A 6,501-nucleotide genomic window follows, 5' to 3' on the forward strand; every position below is an offset into this window, starting at 1 on the left:
TTTATTCCCCCTTCATAAGCGCACGGAAGACTGTCAGCAGCCGGTCAGCTACGTCCCGTGTCGTAACGGAAATACGAATACAGTTTTTAAGGCTGGGCGCCCCGTAAAAGCGGACACAGATATCTGCCTGCTTCAAGGCCTGGATCAGGGCCGGCCCGTCAGGCACGCGCACGAGGATAAAGTTTGACGCACTGGGATAGGCAGTTACGCCAGGCAGGGCATTCAGATTTTCTTCCAGGTATTCCCGGTTTTCAATCGTCGGTGGTACGTTGTGGCCGAGAACTTCGTCACGGTGACGCATGGCGACGATCCCCATGAGCTGGGTTACACTATTGAGGTTATAACTGAGCTTGGTCAGGGACAAGGCATCGATCATATCGGCCCGGGCCACGCCGTAGCCTAAGCGGAAGCCTGCCAAACCAAAGGCCTTGGAAAGGGTACGGATGACGATGAGGTTTTCATATTTTTCAATCAATGGGATGACGCTTTCCTGATTGGCAAATTCCAAATATGCTTCGTCGACAACGACGATATTATGGGCGGCCCGGACAAATTCTTCAATGACCGACGTGGGCCAAATGTGACCTGTCGGGTTATTGGGGTTGCAAATGATGGTCACCTTGGGCTGGTTTTCCACAATCATCTGCTTGAAGGCACTGGCGTTGCGGACAAAGCCGTCTTCATCGGGGCAGTAGAGCATACGGCCGCCTAAGACCGCCGCATCAATGCCGTAGACGTCGAAGGTCGGACTATGCGTCAGGACCTGGTCGCCGAGATTAATAAAGGTATTGAGGATGAGGTTGATAATTTCGTCACCGCCATTGGTAGCCAGAATTTCTTCGGGCCTGCAGCCTGCGTATTCACTAAGAGCGCGGCGCAGGTCTTCGGCAAAAGGATCGGGATAGCGGTAGCTTGGCAGTTTTTCCAGGCCGGCGTAGAAGTCCTGCTTGACGGACGGAAAATCGAGGATGTTGTACGGACTTTCATTGGCATTGATGATGGTATGTTCCTGAATCTCCGGTACTTTATAGGGTTCAAAATCGCGAATCGTGTCGCGGAGCCATTTATTTTCCATTTTCAACTCTCCTTTTTACAGCCCGGCCGTGAGCCTGCAGGCCTTCTACTTCGGCAAACTGCATGACCTGATCGGCGACGGCGTCAAAGGCCTGCTTGCTGTAGGACAAAAGACTGCTTCTCTTGACGAAGTCATACACTCCTAAGGGCGACGAGAAAGCGGCTGTGCCCATCGTCGGCAAGGTGTGATTCGGACCGGCAAAGTAATCACCAATCGGTTCCGGCGTATAGGGCCCGAGGAAAATGGCTCCGGCATTGATGATTTGTGGTATATATTGTTCGGGCATGGGGAAATCGATTTCCAAATGTTCTGGTGCGATGAGATTCATGATTTCAATAGCCTGGCTGCGGTCAGCTGTAATAAAAATCTTGCCGTGATCCTTAATGGAGGCAGCGGCGATTTCTTTGCGCGGCAGTTCTTCCAGCTGCCGTTCCACTTCCTGCTCTACTGCTCCGGCAAAGGCCGCACTCGGCGTAGCCAGGAACACAGCGGCCCGGCGATCGTGTTCGGCCTGGGCCAGGAGGTCGGCAGCTACCCAGGCAGGGTTCGCCTGTTCATCTGCCAGGATACCGACTTCACTGGGGCCGGCAATCATATCGATGCCTACGGTACCAAAAACCAGCCGTTTCGCCATGGCAACATAGGCATTGCCAGGACCGACGATCTTAAAGACCGGGGGAATACTTTCTGTGCCATACGCCGCAGCAGCAATACTCTGGGCACCACCGACCTTATAGATTTCTGTGGCACCGGCCACGTGTGCAGCCGCCAGGATATACGGATTGACAGAGCCGTCCTTAGCCGGCGGTGTAAAGACGGCAATGGAGGGAACACCGGCTACAGCCGCCGGAACCGTATCCATGAGCACTGTCGAAGGATAGGCTGCCGTACCGCCTGGTACATACACGCCGACACGCTGAATAGGCGTATAGCGAGCACCGAGTTTCACGCCGTCACGGAAGGTATCAAACCACGAATCCTGGATCTGCCGTTCATGATAGGCTTTGATATTGTCCCGGGCCGTCGTCAGGACCTGCATAAAGTCCGGACCGACCGTTTCCACAGCAGCAGCGATTTCTGCAGGAGTCACGCGAAACTCCGTCAGGCGTACGCCATCAAACTGCTCCGTCAGCGCCCGTACAGCCGCATCCCCTTGTTCCTGTACGGCCGTCAAAATAGCTTCTACGCTTTTGCGAATTGCATTATCTTCACTTTGGCTGCGGCTTGTAATCTGACGGATTTCCCGTAAGCTTAAGCCCTGTGCCGGTACTTCTATCCATTCCATAGTAGTATTGCCTCTCTTCCCCAGTCGAATTATTTAATTTCGTTCTGTTTGATGACTTCAATGAGTGTGCTGATTTCCTGATACTTTAGTTTAAAGGAAACGGGATTACAAATCATGCGGGCACTGAAATCCATGAAGTATTCGAGCACTTCCAGGCCGTTCGCCCGCAGGGTATTACCCGTTTCGACGATATCGACGATCACATCGGACAAGCCCACCAACGGTGCCAGTTCGACAGAACCATTCAGCTTGATAATATCGACACTGTGATGGTTTTGCTCAAAATAACGGCGGGCAATACGCGGGTATTTCGTACCGACCGTAATCCGCTTGGACATATCCACAGTTTTACCCTTTACGCCGGCAACGGCCATATTACAGCGGCCAATGCCGATATCGAGTACTTCATAGACCTTGGCGCCGGCATTATCCTCAATGAGGACATCTTCGCCGACGATGCCAATATCGGCAGCCCCCCGTTCGACATAGACGGCCACATCCGGTGATTTGACCAGCGTCACTTTCAAGCTGCCACTGGCGTCTTCAAAAATCAGCTTCCGGCTTTCTTCCGTATAGGTCGGAAAATCATAGCCGCTTTCCTTCAGGTATTTCATGACTACTTTATGAATGCGCCCTTTGGCCAGGGCGATGTGAATTGCCATCTTAAAGCCCCCTCATCATGTTTTCCAGGTCTAAAGCGCTTAATTCCCTGCCATCTTTATAGTAGGCGCCATTCCGGTATACGGCATGAATACTGTAATCAGCACTGTCGATAAAGGACGCATCGGGATACGCCGCAACGCGGAACCCCTGGGACCGCCAGCAGCCTAAATCCTGTATGAGCCTGGCGTCACTGGCTGCATACGAGATGGCCAGCTGAAAGCTCGGTTCTGTATCCTCCAAAAGCCCGGCGTCACTCATGAATTCATACAGCAGATTAATGTTCATGCCAAAGCCGCACGCCGGCCGGTCGACACCAAATTGAGCCGAAAGAGAATCATAACGGCCGCCATCGATGACATCGTACAGGGCCCCATCGACATAGACCTTAAAGACCATATCCGTATAGTAATCCAGCTGGCTGGCAAAGCCAAAGTCGAGCTGTACCATATCTGCATAGCCTGCAGCCCGGATGTACTCGTAGGTCTTTTCGAGACGTGCCAGGGCATTGCGCATGCCGCTGTTGATACAAAGCGTCCGGGCCTTAGCCAGCGTTTCACTGTACGGCCCAAACAGGACAGGAATGGCTTCTAAGGCATTCTTCGCTTCACTGTTCAGGCTCAATCCGGAAAGATAGCGGCCAAAAGCCACCAGGTTGCGTTCGGCCATATATCCGCGCAGTGTACTCTTTTCTTTTTCTTCCAGCGGCAGGCTGCTGAAGAGAGCCTGTGTATAGGCCGCCGTGCCGATGTCGATGCGGACGTTATCTACACCGAGGGCCTTCAGTATTTCTGCTGCGATCACGATGACTTCACCATCGCACTCCGGACTGGCATCACCGAGGATTTCCACCCCTCCTTGAAGGAAATCCTTGCCGTACGTAGAACGGCCGAAATATTCACGGAAGACCGTACTGACATAGCCGAATTTCAGCAGCTGATTTGAACGGGGAAATTCCCGGGCAGCCGTCTCGACGAGCGGTACCGTCACGTCCGGCCGCAATACGAGAACGCGTCCGTCCGTGTCGATGGTTTTGACCATCTGTTGCCGCAGCTGGGGAAAATAATGCTGGTACACATCGTAATCTTCAAAGCTGGGCGTTTCAATAATCTTACAGCCATGACTCATGATCACTGTCGTGAGTTTGCTCTGAATCCGGTCATAATTACGCATTTCGTCGTGATGAAGCATCTTCACTCCATCTAATGTATTACTGAGCATGTCTATACACCCCTTGTAAGCCAGACTTCTTTATCTCTTTATTGCTTTACTAAAGTAAAGTATTGCCGTTTAAAATTGTACCACATACGGAAATAAATAAAAAGGGGTTTTACAAAAATTATTCATTCCTCTGCTGCCGCAGAATGGATGATTTTTTTTACGGATTTTTCAAACTTTGGCCGGGGCACCATAACCCGGTGGCCACAGCCACAACAACGGATGACAAAGTCAACCCCTATGCGCAATACTTCCCATTCATTTGAACCACAGGGATGTGCTTTTTTTAATTGAACCACATCGCCTATGTGGTAGCGTACAAAATCAGCCATGCCATCTACCTCCTTATTTGCGGCTGCCGGCAGTCTCTGCCGTACAACCGGCTATACGTTTATGTTACTTCAAATGTACGTGCCGTGCAAGGGCAGAAACAGGCCTGCCCTAGTCACTCCCTGCGTTATGTGATAGTATAAGAAATATAAGGCTATGGGCCCGGCTCGTATGGCCGCCGGCCCGGCTGATTACTTTGTATAATTCGGAGGTATACCGATGTCACAATTGCCTGAACCTAAAACCTGCCGGACAGCCTTCCTGTTCCTGTATACGCTGGGTGGCTGCTGTTCTGTAGCCTGTGTCGCCCTCCTCGCCTGGGTGGCCTTTTGCATTGCCATGGAAAAGCCCCCCTTGGCATCTGTCGCGTTTTTATCCTCCTTGCCTACAGCTGCTATTTTTATAATCATCATCGCGATCATGATCATCGGTGTAGCCGCTTGGCAATGGGGCGCAAAATATCACCAGCTATATGAGGAATACATGACGAAACAGAGGTAAGTGGTTATGCGAAAGTCTGAATTTATGGATCTCTTGAAATATTATTTCCGCAAGGCTGACAAGGATGACCTGAAAGGGATCATCGAAGACTGTGAAGAACAGTTCCGGTTAGGTGCGAAAGAGGGAAAATCAGAAGAAGAAATATGCGTTAAGCTCGGTTCGCCAAAGAATATTTACCGCTATTATATGGGCAAGCCTATTGTTCCCGAAGACAATCCCCGTCTGCCTAACGATGACTTTGACGCACGCCGTCGTCCCAAGCGGGAGCCTTACGATTGGGAAAAGGATGAAGACCTCTTACGCCGGCGCCAGCAGAGCCAGCAATACTATCGCACAGAAGCTCCTGCAGCCCCGGCAGAAAGAGACAGCGCCCGTAGAGCGGCGCCGTCACGCCGCCGTGCCCGCCGTTTCGGAAACGACAAAAGCGACACCTTTACCTGGTCCGATAACGACGGTCTGGCTAAAGCAGGCAGTACGGTCTTACGCCCTGTCTTTAGCCTGCTGGGAACACTCTTTACGTTGCTCAGCGGCATCCTCTATGCCGTCCTGCTCATGGCCGTTATGGCAGGCCTCTTTATGTTCATTATGCCAACGTATCTCTTTTTTGGTCTCGTTCCCATTCCCCCTTTATCCTTAAAAACGATTATTTTCACTATTCTTGCCCTTCTTTTTGCAGGCCTGGCAGCCAGTGCGGCAAGTTCTGCTTGCCATGCCGCAGCCCGGGGAAGGAGGTAATACGTTGTGCTCAAAACCTTACTTTGCCTGTTTCTCTCTGGCGTGTTTGCTTTTATGGGCCTCAGCGCCTATGAAAGCAGCGATGCCCTGCCTATGAAACAATGGCTGGCCTATTACAGCACGTACCAAACCATGAAGTCAACGGGCACCCTGGATGATAAAAACAAGCTGGTCCTGCTCAACCGCCTGTGTCTGCTTTATCCCGACCGGGCCGCTATCTACAAAGCTGAATTCAAAGGCCAGTTTGGTGATTTGGAAAAGCAGCAGGAAGAAAAAGCCGCTAAAGAAGAAGCGGCAGCAGCCAAAGAAAAAGAAGACGCCGCCATTGCCGAACGACGGCGCGAACAGCTTTCTGAAGCCAAGAACCGCTTAGAACAGGAAATCCAGGAAAAGAAGCAGGAAATTCAGAAACGGCAAACACAGAAACAAACGACGACTACACCAAAGGCAAGCGATACGAGTACCTCTACGCGCTAAGGCCTATAACAAAAGCCCGGTCAGGCTAAAAATGAACCGCTCCCCGTCAAGTAGACAGAGCAAAAAATAAAACATGTACTTATTACTGCCACCGATATCCGGTGGCAGTTTTTATGCTGCCACGTAATAGTTATTGTGCTTTTCCATCGGGGTTACTACACCCAGTTTTCTCTGTAAACGCTTAGTATTGTAATAGCCAATGTAATCTTCAATCATTGCA

At 51.2% G+C, this 6,501-nt stretch carries 9 protein-coding genes; 3 read left to right on the forward strand and 6 right to left on the reverse strand.

What is annotated here, in order from left to right:
* Position 1 precedes the first annotated feature (1 nt).
* The 5 genes from hisC to H8J70_RS03310 all read right to left on the reverse strand — a co-directional run bounded on the left by hisC (position 2) and on the right by H8J70_RS03310 (position 4,570).
* Positions 2-1,075, reverse strand: a complete 1,074-nt coding sequence (gene hisC / locus H8J70_RS03290) for a histidinol-phosphate transaminase (RefSeq protein ID WP_186502435.1) — start codon at positions 1,073-1,075, stop codon at positions 2-4.
* Entirely contained in the window at positions 1,065-2,360 is a 1,296-nt protein-coding gene (gene hisD / locus H8J70_RS03295) for a histidinol dehydrogenase (RefSeq protein ID WP_186502436.1), read from the reverse strand. Before hisD ends, hisC begins: the two co-directional genes overlap by 11 nt.
* 29 nt (positions 2,361-2,389) lie before the next feature.
* Positions 2,390-3,022 carry an ATP phosphoribosyltransferase gene (hisG, locus tag H8J70_RS03300; RefSeq protein ID WP_186502437.1) on the reverse strand — a complete coding sequence of 211 codons (633 nt, stop codon included), beginning with the start codon at positions 3,020-3,022 and terminating at the stop codon, positions 2,390-2,392.
* Between the two features lies 1 nt (position 3,023).
* Positions 3,024-4,241 carry an ATP phosphoribosyltransferase regulatory subunit gene (locus H8J70_RS03305; protein WP_186502438.1) on the reverse strand — a complete coding sequence of 406 codons (1,218 nt, stop codon included), beginning with the start codon at positions 4,239-4,241 and terminating at the stop codon, positions 3,024-3,026.
* Positions 4,242-4,363: 122 nt separating this feature from the next.
* Entirely contained in the window at positions 4,364-4,570 is a 207-nt protein-coding gene (locus H8J70_RS03310) for a DUF951 domain-containing protein (RefSeq protein ID WP_186502439.1), read from the reverse strand.
* Between the two features lie 217 nt (positions 4,571-4,787).
* Here H8J70_RS03310 and H8J70_RS03315 point away from each other — a divergent pair, with 217 nt between their 5' ends.
* From H8J70_RS03315 to H8J70_RS03325, 3 genes are read left to right on the forward strand one after another with little or no spacing between them, the layout of a single operon-like run.
* A complete protein-coding gene (locus tag H8J70_RS03315; RefSeq protein WP_186502440.1) occupies positions 4,788-5,069 on the forward strand; it encodes a hypothetical protein in 282 nt (93 codons plus the stop codon).
* A 6-nt stretch (positions 5,070-5,075) separates the two neighbouring features.
* Positions 5,076-5,804 carry a DUF1700 domain-containing protein gene (locus tag H8J70_RS03320; protein WP_186502441.1) on the forward strand — a complete coding sequence of 243 codons (729 nt, stop codon included), beginning with the start codon at positions 5,076-5,078 and terminating at the stop codon, positions 5,802-5,804.
* A gap of 6 nt (positions 5,805-5,810) precedes the next feature.
* Positions 5,811-6,281 (forward strand): hypothetical protein, encoded by a 471-nt coding sequence (locus H8J70_RS03325; protein ID WP_186502442.1) that lies wholly within the window; start codon positions 5,811-5,813, stop codon positions 6,279-6,281.
* Positions 6,282-6,392: 111 nt separating this feature from the next.
* On the opposite strand, the gene H8J70_RS12820 is transcribed toward H8J70_RS03325, so the two are convergent.
* Positions 6,393-6,497, reverse strand: coding sequence for an IS3 family transposase (locus H8J70_RS12820; protein ID WP_425489114.1), 105 nt, complete (start codon positions 6,495-6,497; stop codon positions 6,393-6,395).
* Between the last annotated feature and the right edge of the window lie 4 nt (positions 6,498-6,501).

It is taken from the genome of Megasphaera hominis, assembly GCF_014269395.1.
GTDB lineage: Bacteria > Bacillota > Negativicutes > Veillonellales > Megasphaeraceae > Megasphaera > Megasphaera hominis.

Excerpts from the sequence above, each read along its gene's own strand:
- hisC (WP_186502435.1), bottom strand. The coding sequence starts at position 1,075 with ATGGAAAATAAATGGCTCCGCGACACGATTCGCGATTTTGAACCCTAT.
- hisD (WP_186502436.1), bottom strand. The coding sequence starts at position 2,360 with ATGGAATGGATAGAAGTACCGGCACAGGGCTTAAGCTTACGGGAAATC.
- hisG (WP_186502437.1), bottom strand. The coding sequence starts at position 3,022 with ATGGCAATTCACATCGCCCTGGCCAAAGGGCGCATTCATAAAGTAGTC.
- H8J70_RS03305 (WP_186502438.1), bottom strand. The coding sequence starts at position 4,241 with ATGCTCAGTAATACATTAGATGGAGTGAAGATGCTTCATCACGACGAA.
- H8J70_RS03310 (WP_186502439.1), bottom strand. The coding sequence starts at position 4,570 with ATGGCTGATTTTGTACGCTACCACATAGGCGATGTGGTTCAATTAAAA.
- H8J70_RS03315 (WP_186502440.1), top strand. The coding sequence starts at position 4,788 with ATGTCACAATTGCCTGAACCTAAAACCTGCCGGACAGCCTTCCTGTTC.
- H8J70_RS03320 (WP_186502441.1), top strand. The coding sequence starts at position 5,076 with ATGCGAAAGTCTGAATTTATGGATCTCTTGAAATATTATTTCCGCAAG.
- H8J70_RS12820 (WP_425489114.1), bottom strand. The coding sequence starts at position 6,497 with ATGATTGAAGATTACATTGGCTATTACAATACTAAGCGTTTACAGAGA.